This is a genomic window from Spirillospora sp. CA-108201 (assembly GCF_050936235.1).
GTDB lineage: Bacteria > Actinomycetota > Actinomycetes > Streptosporangiales > Streptosporangiaceae > Spirillospora.
Genome location: NZ_JBNJNE010000001.1, coordinates 6,320,071 through 6,335,489, shown reverse-complemented (window position 1 = coordinate 6,335,489; position 15,419 = coordinate 6,320,071). Strand labels below are relative to the sequence as shown.

The 15,419-nt window shown below is 72.9% G+C and carries 16 protein-coding genes; 11 read left to right on the top strand and 5 right to left on the bottom strand.

What is annotated here, in order from left to right:
- The first annotated feature begins 7 nt into the window (after positions 1 to 7).
- From ACQEU6_RS30590 to ACQEU6_RS30580, 3 genes are read left to right on the top strand one after another with little or no spacing between them, the layout of a single operon-like run.
- Positions 8 to 205, top strand: coding sequence for a hypothetical protein (locus ACQEU6_RS30590; protein ID WP_499336502.1), 198 nt, complete (start codon positions 8 to 10; stop codon positions 203 to 205).
- Between the two features lie 53 nt (positions 206 to 258).
- Complete coding sequence (locus ACQEU6_RS30585) at positions 259 to 906, top strand: GNAT family N-acetyltransferase (protein WP_499336501.1); 648 nt, start codon at positions 259 to 261, stop codon at positions 904 to 906.
- Positions 903 to 1,664 carry a class I SAM-dependent methyltransferase gene (locus tag ACQEU6_RS30580; protein ID WP_499336500.1) on the top strand — a complete coding sequence of 254 codons (762 nt, stop codon included), beginning with the start codon at positions 903 to 905 and terminating at the stop codon, positions 1,662 to 1,664. The genes ACQEU6_RS30585 and ACQEU6_RS30580 overlap by 4 nt, the downstream gene beginning before the upstream one ends.
- 10 nt (positions 1,665 to 1,674) lie before the next feature.
- On the opposite strand, the gene ACQEU6_RS30575 is transcribed toward ACQEU6_RS30580, so the two are convergent.
- Together ACQEU6_RS30575 and ACQEU6_RS30570 are read right to left on the bottom strand one after the other, a co-directional pair.
- Entirely contained in the window at positions 1,675 to 2,730 is a 1,056-nt protein-coding gene (locus ACQEU6_RS30575; protein WP_499336499.1) for an MBL fold metallo-hydrolase, read from the bottom strand.
- Between the two features lie 178 nt (positions 2,731 to 2,908).
- Positions 2,909 to 3,679, bottom strand: coding sequence for an endonuclease/exonuclease/phosphatase family protein (locus ACQEU6_RS30570; protein ID WP_499336498.1), 771 nt, complete (start codon positions 3,677 to 3,679; stop codon positions 2,909 to 2,911).
- A gap of 107 nt (positions 3,680 to 3,786) precedes the next feature.
- Between ACQEU6_RS30570 and ACQEU6_RS30565 the strand changes: the two genes are divergently transcribed.
- Positions 3,787 to 4,893: an LLM class flavin-dependent oxidoreductase gene (locus ACQEU6_RS30565; protein ID WP_499336497.1), complete on the top strand. Its 1,107-nt coding sequence runs from the start codon at positions 3,787 to 3,789 to the stop codon at positions 4,891 to 4,893.
- Positions 4,890 to 5,882 carry an AraC family transcriptional regulator gene (locus ACQEU6_RS30560; protein ID WP_499336496.1) on the top strand — a complete coding sequence of 331 codons (993 nt, stop codon included), beginning with the start codon at positions 4,890 to 4,892 and terminating at the stop codon, positions 5,880 to 5,882. Before ACQEU6_RS30565 ends, ACQEU6_RS30560 begins: the two co-directional genes overlap by 4 nt.
- A 1-nt stretch (position 5,883) precedes the next feature.
- Here the strand turns inward: ACQEU6_RS30560 and ACQEU6_RS30555 are convergent, their stop codons facing one another.
- The 3 genes from ACQEU6_RS30555 to ACQEU6_RS30545 are packed head-to-tail and all read right to left on the bottom strand — an operon-like array spanning position 5,884 to position 9,107.
- The gene (locus ACQEU6_RS30555) at positions 5,884 to 7,665 is read right to left on the bottom strand and encodes an SDR family oxidoreductase (protein ID WP_499340387.1); all 1,782 of its coding nucleotides are present in this window, start codon (positions 7,663 to 7,665) and stop codon (positions 5,884 to 5,886) included.
- Positions 7,658 to 8,002, bottom strand: coding sequence for a GyrI-like domain-containing protein (locus ACQEU6_RS30550; RefSeq protein WP_499340385.1), 345 nt, complete (start codon positions 8,000 to 8,002; stop codon positions 7,658 to 7,660). The genes ACQEU6_RS30555 and ACQEU6_RS30550 overlap by 8 nt, the downstream gene beginning before the upstream one ends.
- Position 8,003: 1 nt before the next feature.
- Positions 8,004 to 9,107, bottom strand: coding sequence for a CapA family protein (locus ACQEU6_RS30545; protein ID WP_499336495.1), 1,104 nt, complete (start codon positions 9,105 to 9,107; stop codon positions 8,004 to 8,006).
- 171 nt (positions 9,108 to 9,278) lie between these two features.
- Here ACQEU6_RS30545 and ACQEU6_RS30540 point away from each other — a divergent pair, with 171 nt between their 5' ends.
- From ACQEU6_RS30540 to ACQEU6_RS30515, 6 genes are all read left to right on the top strand, one after another.
- A complete protein-coding gene (locus ACQEU6_RS30540) occupies positions 9,279 to 9,494 on the top strand; it encodes a hypothetical protein (protein ID WP_499336494.1) in 216 nt (71 codons plus the stop codon).
- A 113-nt stretch (positions 9,495 to 9,607) separates the two neighbouring features.
- Entirely contained in the window at positions 9,608 to 10,228 is a 621-nt protein-coding gene (locus ACQEU6_RS30535; RefSeq protein WP_499336493.1) for a hypothetical protein, read from the top strand.
- Positions 10,229 to 10,379: 151 nt separating this feature from the next.
- Positions 10,380 to 12,635 (top strand): molybdopterin oxidoreductase family protein, encoded by a 2,256-nt coding sequence (locus ACQEU6_RS30530; protein WP_499336492.1) that lies wholly within the window; start codon positions 10,380 to 10,382, stop codon positions 12,633 to 12,635.
- Between the two features lie 106 nt (positions 12,636 to 12,741).
- Positions 12,742 to 13,656 carry a Rieske (2Fe-2S) protein gene (locus tag ACQEU6_RS30525; protein ID WP_499336491.1) on the top strand — a complete coding sequence of 305 codons (915 nt, stop codon included), beginning with the start codon at positions 12,742 to 12,744 and terminating at the stop codon, positions 13,654 to 13,656.
- 377 nt (positions 13,657 to 14,033) lie between these two features.
- Positions 14,034 to 14,717, top strand: coding sequence for an SH3 domain-containing protein (locus ACQEU6_RS30520; protein ID WP_499336490.1), 684 nt, complete (start codon positions 14,034 to 14,036; stop codon positions 14,715 to 14,717).
- Positions 14,718 to 14,721: 4 nt separating this feature from the next.
- The gene (locus ACQEU6_RS30515; protein WP_499336489.1) at positions 14,722 to 15,408 is read left to right on the top strand and encodes a class F sortase; all 687 of its coding nucleotides are present in this window, start codon (positions 14,722 to 14,724) and stop codon (positions 15,406 to 15,408) included.
- Positions 15,409 to 15,419 lie beyond the last annotated feature (11 nt).

The following is a 15,419-nucleotide window of genomic DNA, read 5'->3' as shown; positions in this document are numbered from 1 at the left end:
TCCCTCGATGGCTCTCAAGCGACCGTCCTTCCTGCCGTCCCTGGACGAGCTCGAACAGCAGGCGCAGAGCAGGTCGTCCCAGCGCGGACGCCCCGGCTCCCACTTCGACCACCCCACCGCGAAGGCGCTGTTCGTGGCCGTCTTGGCCGTGACCGTCATCGCCCACGTCGTCGGCGGCGTCGTCTTCCTCCTCCTGGGCCACTGACCGGACCGTGAAAACAGGTGCCGGAGAGCGGTGGGAGGGGCCATGGTGAGGGAATGCTGGTCGATCACTTCCCGCCGCTCGGGCTGCGGCTGAGGACACCGCGGCTGGAGTTGCGGCTGCCCTCGCCCGAGGAACTCGCCGCGCTCGCCGACCTCGCCGCCGAGGGCGTCCACGACCCGGAGACGATGCCGTTCATGGTGCCGTGGACGGACCGCCCGCCCGGGGAGGTCGCGCGCGGCGTCGTCCAGCACCACTGGAGGAACCTCGCGGAATGGACGCCCGAGAAGTGGGAGCTCGACCTCACCGTGTTCCATGAGGGCGAAGTCGTCGGGCAGCAGTCCCTCTGGGCGCGCGATCTCGTCGTCCTCCGGCAGGTCGAGACCGGCTCGTGGCTCGGCCGGCGGCACCACGGGCGCGGGATCGGCACGGAGATGCGCGCGGCCGTCCTGCACCTGGCCTTCGCGGGCCTGGACGCCGAGGAGGCCGCCTCCGCCGCCTTCGAGGACAGCCACGCCTCGAACGCGGTGTCGCGCAAGCTCGGCTACCAGCCCAACGGAGTGGAGCGCCACGTCGTGCGCGGGATCATGACCCTCGAACAGCGGTACCGGCTCACCCGGGCCGACTGGGAGCGCCACCGCACCGTCCCCGTCACCGTCGAGGGCCTCGCCCCCTGCCGGACGATGCTGGGGCTTCCGAAATGACGGGGCGGACGTTCGACGATCTGGTCGCCGAGGCCGCGACGGTGTCCGTGGACGGCTGGGACTTCTCCTGGCTGGACGGCCGCGCGACCGAACAGCGCCCGTCCTGGGGGTACGGGCGGCTGATGAGCGAGCGGCTGGGCCGGGCGCGGGCGGCGCTCGACGTCGAGACCGGCGGGGGAGAGGTGCTCGCCGGAGCCGCGGAGCTCCCGCCGACGATGGCGGCGACCGAGTCCTGGCCGCCGAACGTCGCGAAGGCCACCCGCCTCCTGCACCCGAGGGGCGCGGTCGTCGTCGCCGGCTCCGGCGCGTCGCCGCTCCCCTTCGCCGACGGGGCGTTCGACCTGGTCGTCAGCCGCCATCCGGCCACGGTCCGGTGGGCCGAGATCGCGCGGGTCCTCGCCCCGGGCGGGACCTACCTCGCGCAGCACGTCGGCCCGGCGAGCGTCTTCGAGCTGACCGAGTTCTTCCTCGGCCCGCAGCCCGAGGCCCGCCGCAAGCGCGCCCCGGAGGTGGAGAGCGCCGACGCGCGGGCCGCGGGGCTCGACGTCGCGGACCTGCGATCCGAGCGCCTGCGCATGGAGTTCTTCGACGTCGGCGCGGTCGTCTACTTCCTGCGCAAGGTGATCTGGATCGTGCCCGGCTTCACCGTCGACGACCACCGCGACCGCCTGCGCGAGCTGGACGAGCGGATCCGGCGTGACGGCGTCTTCATCGCCCATTCCGCCCGGACCCTCATCGAGGCCCGCAAGCCCGAGTGAAGCGGACGCGCTAGGCGGCGCTCAGGCGGTAGGCGGTGCCGCTGCTGCTCTGGACCCAGGCGTCCGGCAAAGCGGCGGCCAGCGCGTGCTGGGCGCGCCAGCCGGTGCAGTGCCCCGGGACGACGAGCCCGGGCGCGAGATCGGTGAGGGCGGCGACGGTGGGCGGGATGACCGGTTCGAAGGCCGGGCCGCCGAGGTGCAGCCCTCCGACGAGCGCGTGCAGCCTCTCGACCCCGGTCAGCCGCTGCGCGTGCCGGACGATGTTGATCGCGCCCGCGTGACCGCAGCCGGTCAGCACGACCAGCCCGCGGCCCCGGACGTGGACGACGAGCGCCTGGTCGTCGAGGACGAGCGGGTCGTGCACCCAGTCGGCGCCCGTCCATGCCTGGTGCGGGGGCGGCATGCCGTGCTCGAACTCGGTCGTCCGGTCCACCTCGCCGGTGATCAGGACGCTGCCGTCCAGGAGCAGCGAGGGCTCGCGGCGCTCGATGACCTGGAACCCCTCCCCGTCCAGCGCCCGCCTGCTCAGCGTGGGCAGTTCCTCGACCTCCCGGCCGGGCACGGCGAAGCGGCGCCTCGTCCAGACCAGCGGGTGCAGCACCATCGGCAGCGACCGCACGCCGCGCAGGCCCACCATCCCCGCCAGCCCGCCCGCGTGGTCGAAGTGGCCGTGGCTGAGCACCACGCCCTGGACGTCGCCGAGGTCGACGCCGAGCCGGTCGGCGTTGGTGATCATCGCGTCGGGCGACAGGCCGGTGTCGAACAGCAGCGTGGTGGAGCGGCCGGCCCGGCGCACCGTGACCAGCGCGGAGAACCCGTGCTCGGCGACCATCCCCGCGAAGGTGCGCCCCTCCTCGAACTGCGGCGCCGCCACCGCGCCGGCCCCGGACCGCGCCCGGCGGGTCCGCTCGTCATCGCGCAGCAGGGCGTCGTACACGTTGTCGACCAGGGTGACGATCTCGACCTCGTCCACCGGCTCCAGCGCGACGGGGTCGACCGCCGCGCCGCGCACCGGGCGCGGCATCGACGCCACCGCCTCCCCCGCCCCACCGGCGATCTCGCACATGACGGCAGCCTAACCGCCGCGCGGCGGCCGCCCTCGCGCGACGCCCGCGCGGCGTAGACTGAATGATCACGTTTTGGGCCGGTGTGGAAGGTCGTGGCGGCGGGATGGCGGACTCCGGAGAAGCCTCGCCGGTGCCCGGTGTCGACACCGGCACACCGAGCGTGGCCCGCAAGGACGGCTAGCCGTCATCCGCGCCGCCGCTGGTGAGGTCGGCCTCGATCCCGTAATGGTCGGACAGGACGGTCGAGTGCCCGCTGGGGAGCCGGACCTTCTCCTTGAAGACCAGGCGCGTCCTCGCTTCAAGGCCGGGCCCGACCAGCACCTGGTCGATGGCGCCGATCTCGGCGTACTCGGGGCGGAAGGTCGGTTCCGCGGCGCCGCCGAAGACGTCCCGCAGGCCGGTGCTCGAAACGAACTCGGCGAGGTGGGGGGAGTCGCGGGGGACGTTGAAATCGCCCATCGCCACCAGCGGCTCCGTCTTCGGTATCCGGTCGACGGCGGCCGCCAGGCTCCGCAGCTCCGCCTTCTCGATTCGCGCGTAGACGTTGGACGCGGACCAGTCCATGTCCAGGTTCGCCGAAAGGTGGGTGTTCACAACGGTCAGGTGGCCGTCGGGAAGGCGGATCCGGGTGAACAGGGCGCCCTTGCCCAGCAGCCATTCCGGCCGTACCGGAGGGGCGGGGGCGTACGCCCGGAAATGGCGGCGGGTGATCGGGTGGCGGGAAAGGGTCACCAGTCCGCCGCGCACGAGCGGGAACAGCGGCAGGCAGGCGACGTGCGGATACGAGACCGCGACCCGTCGCAGCAGCCGCAGGACCCTCCACGAGATGACCTCCTGCAGGCAGACGACGTCGTAGTCCGACCGCTCGATCGTCTCGGCCAGGACGCCCATCCTGGCCCTGGCCTCGCCCTTGAAAAGGGTGTTGAAGGTGAGCACGCGCACCTGCATGGCGGCCACTCTATGTCACCGCGTTGCCCATCGTGGTGACGCCTTCCGATACTGGGCGCGACGACCGGACCGGCATTACCGGACGCGCTGTACAAGAAAGGTTCCGCATGGCATTCCAACTCGGCTTGTTCTCCCCCAACACCGAATCGGGGCTGGCCATCACCACGGCGCCGGAGCGATGGCACGCCACCTGGGACGACAATCTGCGGCTCGCCCGGATCGCGGACGAGGCCGGCATCGACTTCCTCCTCCCGGTGGCGCGCTGGACGGACTGGGGGCCGGACACCGACTTCCACCGCAGCGCCCTCGACCCGCTGGTCTGGGCGTCCGGGCTGCTCGCCCAGACGCGGCGGCTCCGCGTGTTCACCACCGTCCACACCGCGTTCCACCACCCCGTCGTCGCGGCCAAGCAGCTCGCGACCGCCGACCACCTCAGCAAAGGGCGGGTCGGGCTGAACATCGTGGCCGGTTGGCACGCTCCCGAATACGAGATGTTCGGGCTCTCGCTGCCCGGCGACCACGACACGCGCTACGGGCTCGCGCAGGAGTGGTGGGACGTCGTCCGGCGCATCTGGTCGTCCGACGAGCCGTTCGACCACGACGGCCGGTTCTTCCAGCTCAAGAACGTCGTGGGCAGGCCCAAGCCGTACAACGGGCACAGCATTCCCGTCATCAACGCCGGATCGTCCAAGCAGGGGCGCTCGTTCGCGGCGCGCAACGCCGACCGGGCGTTCACCGTCGTCGGAGGCCCGCAGGACGGGGCCGACATCGTGAAGGCCGTCCGCGCCGAGGCCGCGGACCACGGCCGGACGGTGGGCGTCTTCACACTCGGCCACGTCGTGTGCCGGCCGACCAGGAAGGAGGCGGAGGAGTTCCTCCACTACTACGCCGACGAGCGCGCCGACTGGCCCGCCGTCGACGAGGTGATGCGGCTGCAGGGGCTGCACGCGCAGTCGTTCACGCCGGAGATGCTCCAGGTGTACCGCGACAGGTTCGCGGCCGGCCACGGCAGCTGCCCGCTGGTCGGGGACCCCGACGACGTCGCGGACGGGCTGGCGGATTTCGCTCATGCGGGATTCGACGGTATCGCTCTGTCGTTCCTCAATTACGCTGACGAGTTGGGCTACTTCGCCGCCGAGGTCATGCCGCGGCTGCGCGCCCGAGGTGTTCTGTCCGTCGACGATGAGGAAACGGCGCCCCCGCCAGGACGATGACTTCTTCCGATACCAAGCCGCCCCTGTCCGCTCACCGGCGCATCCTCAGCAACGACATGGGAGTCCTGCACGACACGGTCGAGCCGTTCGCCGTCGGCCACGACCTCCAGGCGATCGAACCGGACGTGCCGATGGACGGCCTGGTCAACGCCCTGGGCGTGGGCTCGGTCAACCTCGTCTGGGTGCGGTACGGGGGCGGCGGCGTCATCGTCGACACGCCGCCCACGGAAGGGCACTTCGCCATGTGCGCGCCGATGGCGCCGATGGGCGTGGAGTACCGGACCTCCGGGCGCCGGCGCACGACCCGGGGCGGCCTCGTCCTGTCGCACGACGAGGCGATGCGGATGACGCCGCACCCGACGGAGGGCTGCATGGTCATCGCGACGAGCACCGGGCGGCTCGCCGACCATCTCGGCGCCCATCTCGGGCGCGCCCACTCCGCGCCGCTGCGCTTCCACGACGTCGGGGAGGAGGGCCTTGTGCCGTCCTCGATCGTCGAGCGGACCTGGCGCTATGTGTGCGACGTCCTCGACGACGCGGCGGCGCAGGGCGGGCTCCACCCGCTGGCGGAGCGCAGCCTGGAGGAGTCGCTGCTCACGGCGATCCTGCTCGGCCTGCCCCACACGGGCACGCCGAGCCTCGCCGAGCCCGCCGACCGGGTCCCCCACCATCTGGCCGGGATCATCCGGGAGTGGGTCGAGGCCCACCACCACCACCCGATCGGCGTCACCGACATCGCGGCGGCGGTGGGCCTCGGCGTGCGGCAGCTCCAGGTCGTCTGCCAGACCGAGTGGGGCATGACGCCCACGCAGCTGCTGCGCGGCGTGCGGCTCGACCGCGCCCGCGCCGCGCTCACCCTGGCCCTGCCCGGCCCCGGCACGATCACCGACGTCGCCGGGGCCGCCGGGTACTTCCACATGAGCCGTTTCGCCGCCCACTACCGGCAGCGCTTCGGCGAGACGCCCTCGCAGACCCTGATGCGGCACTGAGTCACCCCCGGGGCCGCTCCAGGCCCGCCTGGAGGCGGTCCCCGGCGCGGCGCCCGGCGCGGGCCAGGGCCCTGTTCGCGGTGGGCGACACGCGGGAGAGCGCCCGCCCGAAGCGCGCCTCGGCGGTGACGTGCACGACCGGCCTGTCCCGCCGGACGGCCCGCAGGATGGCCCGCGCGACCTTCTCCGGCGCGAACCCCCGGCGCTCGGACGCCCGCGCTATCCGCTCGCGCAGCTCGGTCTCCGCGCCGGACGCCAGGCCGACGAAGCGGGTCCTGCCGACGATGGGGGTGTCGATCACGCCCGGGCAGACGGCGGAGACGCCGATCCCGTAGCGGTCGAGGTCGAGGCGGAGGGCCTCGGTCATCTGCAGGACGGCGGCCTTGGTGGCGCCGTACGCGGGCATCTCCGGGCTGGGCAGGTAGGCGGCCATCGACGAGATGTTGACGATGTGGCCCCACTCGCCGCGTTCCACCATCTGGCGTCCGAACAGGCGCGAGCCGCGGTACATGCCGTCCAGGTTGATGGAGCGGATGCGGTTCCACTCCTCCTCGGACGTGTCGAGCAGCGACCCCGCGATGGCGATGCCCGCGTTGTTCACGACGACGTCGGGGACGCCGAGCGTGTCGCGGACGTGGTCGGCGAACCGCTCCATCGCCTCGGCGTCGGCCACGTCCACCCCGTAGGCGTGGCCTTCGCCGTCGGCAGCCTGGATCTCCTCCATCGTGCGCTTGGCCGCGCCTTCGTCGATGTCGGCCACGACGACGCGGGCCCCTGCGGCGGCGAAGGCATGGGCGGTGGCGCGCCCGATGCCGCTGCCCGCCCCCGTGATGACGACGAGGTCGCCCCCGAAGTCCTGGCCGAGCAGCCCTGCCGCGCGCGCGTGGGCGATAGCGGGTGTCTCTGGTCCGCCCTCGATGTGCTCGACGAATTCGCCGATCCAGCGGGCGACGAGGTCGGGGTGGCTGCGCGCCACCCAGTGGCCGGCCGGTGCGCGCCGTACGAACAGGCGTTCCACGGGCCCGCGTGCGGACAGCAGGAGCGACTGCGAGCCGTAGCGGTCCTTGACGGGGACGATGAGCTGGACGGGGACGTCCGTCCGTCCATCGCCGAGCGCTCCCTCGGCCCGGCCCATGTTGGCGCGGTAAAGGCCGAGCCCGTTGCGGGCGTCCGCGGGCAGCGTGCCCGCCGGGTGCCCGGAGCGCGGCTCGGCGCCCTCGCGCAGCCGCATCACCCGGCCGAACCCGGCGGCGAGCAAGCGGGCCGCGGCCTCGCCCACGCAGGGCGTCATCAGGACCGGCATGTAGACGCTGCGCCGCGCCTGCCCGAGCACCTGCCCGACGCCCCGCGGCCCGGACCGGACGGCCTCCCGCGCCCAGCGGGCCATGTGCCGCCGGTCCGGGCCGGAGATCGAGGTGAACGAGGCCACGCGGCCGCGCAGCCGGTGACCGATGACGGCCTCCCAGCCCTGTACCGAGCCCCAGTCGTGTCCCACCAGGTGGACGGGCTCGTCGGCGCCCACGCCGTCGAGAACGGCCTCCAGGTCGCCCATGAGCGCGTCCAGCCGGTAGTCCAGCGGGTCGGCCGGGACACCGGACGCCCCCGCCCCGCGCACGTCGTAGACGACGACGCGGAACCGCTCGGCGAGCCGCCCGGCGACCTCGTCCCACATCGCGCCCGTGTCGGGGTAGCCGTGGACGAGGACGACCGTCGGCCGGTTCTCCACGCCCCGCACCCGCACGGCCAGCTCGATCTCGCCGGACCTCACCCACTGGTCACGCATCGGCACGCCCGCCTGTCCCTCGGAGCTTGTTTCCCGTGAAACTACGCCTCTGGGGCGGCGTGTCCACAGTTCCCCAGCAGACCGGCTGGCGCAGGATCGTGCGCATTTTGGCCGGATCCTCCTCGCGAGGATCGGACAGGTGGACCTCGTGATGCAGGCCGTGCGGCACGAGGCCTTCGGCCTTCATCAGCGATGCCATGCGGGCGAGGGACGCGGGTTCGTCGGAGTACGGCCCGTTGTGCAACACCTGCACGCACCGCCCGTCGGTGTACGAGACAGGCTGGACGCGTGCGGCCGCGGGCCCGCCCGAACGAACCCGCGCGCGGGGCGGCGTCAGCTCAGGAGGGGCGGGCGCTCAGGCCGGTGCACGAGCGCAGGCCGTTCCACCGCTTGATCTCCGCCTTGGCGGCGGCGCCCTTCATCGGCACGGGGATGCCGCCGGAGATGAGCGCGGGATTCCACCTGTCCTTGGTGACCTTGCCGTTCTCCACCTTGAGCAGCAGCACGCCGGACTTCGCCGTCTGGCCCTGCGCCGAGGAGAACACGAAGTTGCCCATGCCGTAGTGGACGTACGCGCCGTTCATGTAGCCGCCGCCCAGCGGGATGTGCGCGTGCCCGCCGACCACGACGTCGGCGCCCGCCGCGACGAGTGCCTTGGCGAGCTCCTGCTGCCGGGGCAGCGGGCATCCCTTCAGCTCGGCTCCCCAGTGCAGGTGCACGATGACGACGTCGGAGCCCTTGCGCGCCTCCTTCACCGCCTGGACCATGCGGGGGATGTCCTTGGCGGACGCGAGCCCGCCCTTGGTGCCGGTGGCCGTCCACGCCTGGACCAGGTTGTCGTCCAGCACCTGCGTGGCGCCGACGATGGCGATCTTGTTGCCCTTCACCGTGACGCGGTACGGACGGTAGGCGGCGTCCGCGTTCTTGCCTATGCCGACGACCGGGAACCCGCTGCGCTTGATGGCGGTGAGGGAGTCGCGCAGGCCGCCCTCCATGTAGTCCATGCCGTGGTTGTTGGCCATGGAGGTCACGTCCACGCCCGCCGCCTTCAGCGCCGTGAACGCGGTCGCCGGCGCCCGGAAGGTGAACTGCTTGCCGGGCGCGGGCGTCCCGCCCGTCGTGATGGCCGTCTCCAGGTTCACCATGGCGAGGTCGGCGGCGCGCAGCTGCCGGGCGACCGGGCCGAGCGCGGTGGACGGCTGCGCCAGCCGCCCGCGCAGCGACCCCTCGAAGTGCGTGTCGCCGCCGAACGCGAGCAGGATCGGCTGCTTGGCGGCCTTCGTCGGCTGCGTCCCGTCCTGCTGACCGCCGGGCGGCGAAGGAGGCGTCGCGCCCTCCGCATCGGACTTGTCCGAGCCGCCGCACGCCGCCGCGGCCAGCACCACCCCGGCCATGACCAGGGCCGTCGACCCCCGCACGCCCGTCTTCCCCCGCATGGCCATCGCCTCGCCTCCGTCCGGCCCCCCATGGACCTCTGGGTCGGATCGGCCCAGCATGCCACGAGCACGCCGCGCCCCGGCAAAGACGTACGACTCTTTCCCTTGAGCAGTTCATGTTTGCGGGGATAGGTTGACCCGCATGATCGCACGCGAGACGCCGAGGCCCCGCACCCGATGACCGTGGCGGGCCCCGCCCGGCCCGAGCGTCGCGCCGCCGGCGCGCACCACCTGGTGTGCCGGAGCTGCGGAGCGGCCGAGGACGTCGACGGCGCCGCGGAGCACGACCCCTGCCTGGAGCCGGCGGCCGGCGGCGGCTTCCGGATCGAGGCGGCGGAGGTGACGTTCCGGGGCCTGTGCCCCGCCTGCCGCCCCCCGGCGGACGGCGCCTGACCCTCATCGGAGGGACGTCCGGCCTCGGGGCGTCCCCGCGCGGGGAGCGGCCGGACGATCTTCAGCCTGGCCGCTCCCTCTCCGCCCTGTCCTGTGCGTTAACGTGCACCTCCATGTCCCTGCGCTTCGACCAGACCGGCTGGCAGCCGCTCCAGCCCGGCGCCTTCCGCAACCCCGACGGCGACACCCTCGCCCTCTACGGCTTCGACATCCCGCCCAACCTGCCGGCCCCGCTGGAGCACCTCGACCGGCTGCGCCGCGCCATCGCCGCGGGGTCCGCCGAATCCGGCGGCGGGCTGATCGAACTGGACGTGGTGACGCTCGACGGGCTCCCGGCCGTCCAGCAGATCGTCAAGCTGCCGCTGCCCGACCGCCCGGCCGGCGTGGCCTACGTCGCCTCCTTCACCGTCCCCCGCGCGGACCGCAGCCTCGTCCTGAAGATCCAGTGCCTGGAGCAGGGCGTCACCGGGATGCGCGACAGCACCGCCCTCAACCACTACCTGACCGAGTACGGCCAGGGCCACGACCTCCAGGACATGATGCGCTGGTGGGCGCAGCACGCCTACGCCCCGGAGATCCAGGGCGGTCTGCCCCGCAATCTCTCCGAGGACCCCGGCTGGGACCCGCACTTCCCCCAGCACCCCCTCTCCCGCGCCCGCCGCGTCCTCACCGCCCTGGCCCCCACCATCGAGCTCCATCCCGACTTCAAATCCGCCGCGCCCTTCTCCGTCTGACCTCCACCCGGGAGAAGCCGACGCGGTCGCGCTGGATGAGGATTGATTTGAAGTAACTCCGAAGTGTCGTTACGGGGCGGGGTTCGGCATGGCGCCGTCAGGGGCGGGCGGCCATGATAGAGAGACGGTCCCGTTCACAAGGAGTGTCTCGATGGGCGACCGCACGGCCTTCCGCACCTGCCCCCTCTGCGAGGCCCTGTGCGGGCTCGAACTGACCCTCGACGAGGCGGGGGCGGTCACGCGCGTCCGGGGCGACGGGAAGGACCCGTTCAGCAAGGGCTACATCTGCCCCAAGGGCGCGACTCTCGGCAGCCTCGACGGCGACCCCGACCGGCTGGCGGAGCCGCTCGTGGCGGGCGAGGCCGCCGGATGGGACGAGGCGTTCGAGACGGTGAGCCGGAGGCTGGCGGAGGTCGTCGCGCGGTACGGGCGCGACGCCGTCGCCGTCTACATCGGCAACCCGACGGCCCACTCGATCGCCGGGCCGCTGTACGGGTCCGCGATCGTCAAGGCGCTCGGCACCCGCAACCTCTTCACCGCGAGCACCGCCGACCAGATGCCGAAGCACGTGGCGTGCGGGCACATGTTCGGCGACCCCCTCGCCATCCCCGTGCCCGACCTCGACCGCACCGGGCACCTGCTCATGCTCGGGGCGAACCCGCTGGAGTCCAACGGCAGCCTCGCGTCCGCGCCCGACTTCCCGGGGCGGCTCAAGGCGATCCGGGCGCGCGGCGGGAAGATCACGGTGATCGACCCGCGCCGGACGCGGACGGCCGCCCTCGCCGACGAGCACGTGTTCATCCGCCCGGGCACGGACGCGTTCCTCCTGATGGCGCTCGTCCACACCCTGTTCGCCGAGGACCTCGTCAGGACCGCCGAGCACCTGGCCGGCCGCGTCAACGGCCTGGACGACCTGCGCGCCCTCGCCGTCGACTTCGCCCCCGAGGACGTCGCGGCGGTCACGGGCATCGGCGCCGCGACGATCCGCACGATCGCGCGCGAGCTGGCCGCGGCCGAGAGCGCCGCCGTCTACGGCCGCATCGGGACGTGCACGCAGGCCTACGGGACGCTGAACAGCTGGCTCGTGGACGTCCTGAACGTCCTCACCGGCAACCTCGACCGTCCGGGCGGGGCGATGTTCCCGCGGCCCGCGCACGCCCCGGTCTACCGGCGCAAGAAGCCGTTCACGACCGGGCGGTGGCGCAGCCGCGTCCGCGGGCTGCCCGAGGTCAACGGCGAACTGCCCGTCGCGACGCTCGCCGACGAGATCGAGACGCCCGGCGAGGGCCGGATCAGGGCGCTGGTCACGATCGGCGGGAACCCGGCCCTGTCGGCGCCGAACGCCGCCCGGCTCGACCGCGCGCTCGCCGGTCTGGAGTTCATGGTCAGCGTCGACCCCTACCTGAACGAGACGACCCGGCACGCGCACGTGGTCCTGCCGCCGCCGCGCCCCGCGCAGACCCCGCACTACGACATCGCGCTGACCGGGCTCGCCGTCCGCGACTACGCGCGCTACTCGCCGGCGGCCGTCCCGCTGCCGGAGGGGCGGCCCAGCGAGGCCGAGCTCCTCGCGCGGCTCGCCCTGGCCGCCTCCGGGACCGGCGGCGACCCCGCCCTGCTCGACGAGATGATCATCAGGGCGACGCTGGAGAAGGCCGTCGCGCTCCCCGGCTCCCCGGTGCTCGGCCGCGAGCCCGACGAGCTGCGCAAGATGCTCGACACCGGCACCCTCACCGAGCAGCGGCTCGACATGATGCTCCGCCTCGGCCCCTACGGCGACGCGTTCGGCGGCGAGCCCGCGCTCCGCGAGGAGCCCGGCGGCGCCTCCGGCGTCACCGGCCTGACGCTGACGCGGCTGCGCACCGAGTACCCGCACGGGCTCGACCTCGGCGCCCTCAAGCCGCGGCTGGACGAGGTCCTGTGCACGACGTCCGGCCGGATCGAGCTGTGCCCGTCCACGTGCGCCGCCGACGTCGACCGGCTGCGCTCCGCCCTGCGCGATCCGGGGACGCCCGGCGGCATGGTGCTGATCGGGCGGCGCCACCTGCGGTCCAACAACAGCTGGCTGCACAACGTCCCCGAGCTGGTGCGCGGCTCCAACACCTGCACTCTCCAGCTCAACCCGGCCGACGCCGACCGCCTCGGCATCGCCGCGGGCGACACCGTCCGCGTCACGTCCCGGGCGGGCGCCCTGGAGGCCGTCGCCGAGCCCACCGACACGATCATGGCCGGGGTGGTCAGCCTGCCGCACGGCTGGGGCCACGACCGCCCCGGGACCAGGACGCGCGTCGCGAGCCGCAACGCCGGGGTGAACGTCAACGCGGTCACCGACGAGCAGGACATCGACCCGCTCTCGGGCAACGCCGTCTTCAACGGGGTCCCCGTCACTCTGGAGGCGGCCCGCTGACCCGTTGTTTAGCCCCTCCCGGCACCAGGTAGGTATGACTGGCCGCGGACGAACGCGGGAGACTAGGGTCGCAACAGGCGTCCCAGCAGGACCGCGAAGGAGGGGCATGAACCGACGGGTCAACATCTTCCGGCGCGGGGAGAGCCCCCAGGCGACCGCGCGGCTGGCCTACGCCACCGAGGGGCTGGAGCACGCCGGCGCCCTGGACCGCCCCATCCGGGCGCTGTCCGGGGCCGTCCGGCGGGTGCTGCGCCCAGGGCCGGTCAAGGACGCCCTCCACGGCGTCCCGGTCGGCCATCCGGCCCACCCGCCGCTCACCGACCTGCCCATCGGCATGTGGATGTCGGCCGCACTCCTGGACCTCGTCCCCGGCACGCGGCGCGCCTCGCAGGTCCTCGTCGCGGCCGGGCTGGCCGGCGCCGTCCCGACCGTCCTCACCGGCATCGCCGACTGGTCGTCCCTGCACCGCGAGCAGCAGCGCGTCGGGCTCGTCCACGCCGCCGGGACGGCCACCGCGAGCATGCTGTACTCGGCGTCCTTCGTGGCCCGCTACCAGGGCCGCGACGCCGCCGGGCGCGCGCTCGGCTTCGCGGGCCTCAGCGCCCTCGTCGCGGGCGCCTACCTCGGCGGGCATCTGGCGTTCCGGCAGGCCGCCGGCGCCAGCCACGCCGACCAGCTCGCCCACCTGGTCCCGCTCGGATGGCACGACCTGTGCGCCGTCGAAGACCTCCCGGACGGCTGGCCCGTCTCCCGGCGCCTGGGCTACATCGACCTGTTCGTGCTGCGGCAGGGCGAGGAGGTGCACGTCCTCGCCGACCGGTGCAGCCACCTCGCCGGACCGCTCCACCAGGGCCGCGTTCTGACCAACGACGGCGCCGGCACCTGCGTCGTCTGCCCCTGGCACGGGAGCACGTTCCGCGTCGCCGACGGCTCCGTCATGCACGGCCCGGCCACGGCCCGCCAGCCGTCCTTCGAGACCCGTGTGACCGAGGAGGGGACCCTCCAGGTCCGCCCGGTCTGACGGGTCCGACCCGAAAGCTCCGATCCGAGGCGCTCGCGCAACCGCGCGGGCGCCTTCGCGCGTGCCCGCCGTCCCTCGCGATGGTGCCGGTATGGCCCGGACACCGGGGAGATCATGGGGTTTTCACTGATTGACCCCCTTTAAAGGGGTCCGGATGTCCAATATGAGCCTTTCGCCAGCGCTATGGAGATTGCCATTGGCGATTCCGCGACAAAGCCTTCACGGTACACACTGATCACTATTCCTAATGTTTGCGACCTGGACGACATGCGCGGAATTCCCCTCGGGAAGCGTGATCAAGGAAACGATTGCCGGACACCTCCGGCATCGAAGATCATTTCGATGGGGGAAGAATGAGGTCAAGTGCGCGAACCGGCATGGCACTCGCCGTGGCCGGTGCGGCGGGCGGGCTGTCGCTGCTGTCCGGCGGCACCGCCGCCGTCGCGGCGACCGCCGGGAACCACGCCGAGGCGGCGACCACCGCCCGCCAGGCGGCGGCGGTCTGCCGGTACGAGGTCACCGCACGGAGCGGCCTGGCGGTCCGCACGGGTCCCGGCGTCAAGTTCAGGCGGATCGGCACGCTGCCGTTCCGCAAGCACATCAGCGCCGACTGCAAGAGGAGCGGCTGGACCCAGCTGCGCGGCAGCGTCCCGCCGGCCTGGATCGGCAAGTGGGTCTCCCGCACCTTCCTCAAGCCGATCACGCCCGTCAAGGTCTGCCGGTACGAGGTCACCGCACGCAGCGGCCTGGCGGTCCGCAACGGCCCCGGCACCAGGTTCAAGCAGGTCGGCACGCTGCCCTTCGGCAAGCACATCGGCGCCGACTGCAAGAACAGCGGCTGGACGCAGCTGCGCCAGAGCGTCCCACCGGCCTTGATCGGCAAGTGGGTCTTCCGCAGCTTCCTCAAGCCGATCAAGCCGCGCGGCGGCGTCAGCGCCGGTGGCGGCGGCACCTCGATGTCGAGCTTCCCGATGCTGGCCGGCGCCGGTCTCGGGGTTCTCGCCCTGGGCGGCGGCATCGGCGTCGTGGCCCGTCGCCGTCAGGTGAAGGGCGTTTCCTGAGCCCATGGACACGAGCAGGCGCGGCGGCCGGTCGAGCCGTTTCTGGTACCGGCTGGCCGCCGCGCTCATCGCGACGGGGACCGCGATGTTCGTCGTGGGATTGGTGCGCGACCACACCGATCCGCCGCCGCAACCGCCGTCCTCGGAACTCGTGCGGCCGGCTCCCGGAAACGCGGAGCCCGAACCGGACAGCGCACTCCGGCCGTCCGTTCCCGAACGCGTGAGAATACCGTCCATCAAGGTCGACGCGCCGATCCGCCGCGTCGCCACGGAACGGGACGGGACACTCGGCGTTCCGCCGCTCGACCGGGTCCGGGAGGTCGGCTGGTGGGAGGACGGCCCGACGCCGGGCGAGAACGGCAGCAGCGTGCTGGTCGGCCACGTCGACTCCAAGTCGGGCCCCGGCGCCTTCTACCGGCTCGGTGCGCTCCGCCCGGGCCGCACGATCGAGGTCGTCCGCGAGGACGGCACGGCGCCGGCCTTCCGCATCGACCGGATCAAGCGGGTCGACAAGGACGAGTTCCCGACCGACAGCGTCTACGGGCAAGGAGGGCGGCCGGAACTGCGCCTGGTCACCTGCGGCGGCAGGTTCGACAGCAAGCGAGGGCACTACGTGGACAACGTCATCGTCTACGCGTCCCTGGTCCCCGATTCCCGGAACGCCGTTCCGGGGACCCACCGCAAGTCGTGACCGCCGGCCGC

Excerpts from the sequence above, each read along its gene's own strand:
- ACQEU6_RS30590 (WP_499336502.1), top strand. The coding sequence starts at position 8 with ATGGCTCTCAAGCGACCGTCCTTCCTGCCGTCCCTGGACGAGCTCGAA.
- ACQEU6_RS30585 (WP_499336501.1), top strand. The coding sequence starts at position 259 with ATGCTGGTCGATCACTTCCCGCCGCTCGGGCTGCGGCTGAGGACACCG.
- ACQEU6_RS30580 (WP_499336500.1), top strand. The coding sequence starts at position 903 with ATGACGGGGCGGACGTTCGACGATCTGGTCGCCGAGGCCGCGACGGTG.
- ACQEU6_RS30575 (WP_499336499.1), bottom strand. The coding sequence starts at position 2,730 with ATGTGCGAGATCGCCGGTGGGGCGGGGGAGGCGGTGGCGTCGATGCCG.
- ACQEU6_RS30570 (WP_499336498.1), bottom strand. The coding sequence starts at position 3,679 with ATGCAGGTGCGCGTGCTCACCTTCAACACCCTTTTCAAGGGCGAGGCC.
- ACQEU6_RS30565 (WP_499336497.1), top strand. The coding sequence starts at position 3,787 with ATGGCATTCCAACTCGGCTTGTTCTCCCCCAACACCGAATCGGGGCTG.
- ACQEU6_RS30560 (WP_499336496.1), top strand. The coding sequence starts at position 4,890 with ATGACTTCTTCCGATACCAAGCCGCCCCTGTCCGCTCACCGGCGCATC.
- ACQEU6_RS30555 (WP_499340387.1), bottom strand. The coding sequence starts at position 7,665 with ATGCGTGACCAGTGGGTGAGGTCCGGCGAGATCGAGCTGGCCGTGCGG.
- ACQEU6_RS30545 (WP_499336495.1), bottom strand. The coding sequence starts at position 9,107 with ATGGCCATGCGGGGGAAGACGGGCGTGCGGGGGTCGACGGCCCTGGTC.
- ACQEU6_RS30540 (WP_499336494.1), top strand. The coding sequence starts at position 9,279 with ATGACCGTGGCGGGCCCCGCCCGGCCCGAGCGTCGCGCCGCCGGCGCG.
- ACQEU6_RS30535 (WP_499336493.1), top strand. The coding sequence starts at position 9,608 with ATGTCCCTGCGCTTCGACCAGACCGGCTGGCAGCCGCTCCAGCCCGGC.
- ACQEU6_RS30530 (WP_499336492.1), top strand. The coding sequence starts at position 10,380 with ATGGGCGACCGCACGGCCTTCCGCACCTGCCCCCTCTGCGAGGCCCTG.
- ACQEU6_RS30525 (WP_499336491.1), top strand. The coding sequence starts at position 12,742 with ATGAACCGACGGGTCAACATCTTCCGGCGCGGGGAGAGCCCCCAGGCG.
- ACQEU6_RS30520 (WP_499336490.1), top strand. The coding sequence starts at position 14,034 with ATGGCACTCGCCGTGGCCGGTGCGGCGGGCGGGCTGTCGCTGCTGTCC.
- ACQEU6_RS30515 (WP_499336489.1), top strand. The coding sequence starts at position 14,722 with ATGGACACGAGCAGGCGCGGCGGCCGGTCGAGCCGTTTCTGGTACCGG.